General features: G+C 53.2%; 2 rRNA genes (1 of these 2 cut by a window edge). Both read right to left on the reverse strand.

Going from position 1 to position 1,195, the window contains the following annotated elements:
- A 5S ribosomal RNA gene (gene rrf / locus EUBIFOR_RS00005) occupies positions 1-113 on the reverse strand; the annotation flags it as partial.
- Between the two features lie 60 nt (positions 114-173).
- A 23S ribosomal RNA gene (locus EUBIFOR_RS13510) occupies positions 174-1,195 on the reverse strand; it runs 2,245 nt beyond the window's last position.

Below are 1,195 nucleotides of genomic sequence, written 5' to 3' on the forward strand. Positions count from 1 at the left end.
CCCGGCAGCTAGCTATCTTCGCAGGGGCAAGCCCAACTATTGTCGCCGTGAAAGTGCTTAACTTCTGAGTTCGGGATGAGTTCAGGTGTGTCCACTTTGCTATCGCCACCGGATCTTGAGTTCTCTTTCGATCCCTCAAAACCGAACAACTTTTCTGAAGAAAATCCATATTCCTGATTAAGTCCTCGACCGATTAGTACCAGTCAACTCCGTACATCACTGCACTTCCATCCCTGGCCTATCTACCTTATCGTCTTTAAGGGGTCTTACTTCTTGCGAATGGGAGATCTCATCTTGGAGTAGGCTTCGTGCTTAGATGCTTTCAGCGCTTATCCTTTCCCTACTTAGCTACCCGGCTATGCCCCTGGCGGAACAACCGGTGCACCAGCGGTAGGTCCATCCCGGTCCTCTCGTACTGAGGACAGCTCTCCGCAGATCTCCTTCGCCCACAACAGATAGGGACCGAACTGTCTCACGACGTTCTGAACCCAGCTCGCGTACCGCTTTAATGGGCGGACAGCCCAACCCTTGGAACCGAATCCAGCTCCAGGATGCGATGAGCCGACATCGAGGTGCCAAACCTCGCCGTCGATGTGAACTCTTGGGCGAGATCAGCCTGTTATCCCCAGGGTAGCTTTTATCCGTTGAGCGACGGCCCTTCCATTCGGCACCGCCGGATCACTATTCCCGACTTTCGTCCCTGTTCGACTTGTAAGTCTCACAGTCAAGCACGCTTCTGCAATTGCACTCGTCGATTGGTTTCCATCCAATCTGAGCGTACCTTTGGGCGCCTCCGTTACTCTTTGGGAGGCGACCGCCCCAGTCAAACTGCCCACCTGACACTCTCCCCGTACCTGTTCTCGATACCAGGTTAGAACCCCGGTCACACAAGAGTGGTATCCCAACGTCGACTCCTCGTACACTGGCGTGCACGTCTCTTTGTCTCCCACCTATCCTGTACATGTATGACCAGAATTCAATATCAGGCTGCAGTAAAGCTCCATGGGGTCTTTCCGTCTAGTTGCGGGTAACCTGCATTTTCACAGGTACTAAGATTTCACCGAGTCTGCTGCCGAGACAGCGCCCAAATCGTTACACCTTTCGTGCGGGTCAGAACTTACCTGACAAGGAATTTCGCTACCTTAGGACCGTTATAGTTACGGCCGCCGTTCACTGGGGCTTCGGATCACTGCTT

The sequence above is a fragment of the Holdemanella biformis DSM 3989 genome, assembly GCF_000156655.1.
In the GTDB taxonomy this organism is placed as follows: domain Bacteria; phylum Bacillota_I; class Bacilli_A; order Erysipelotrichales; family Erysipelotrichaceae; genus Holdemanella; species Holdemanella biformis.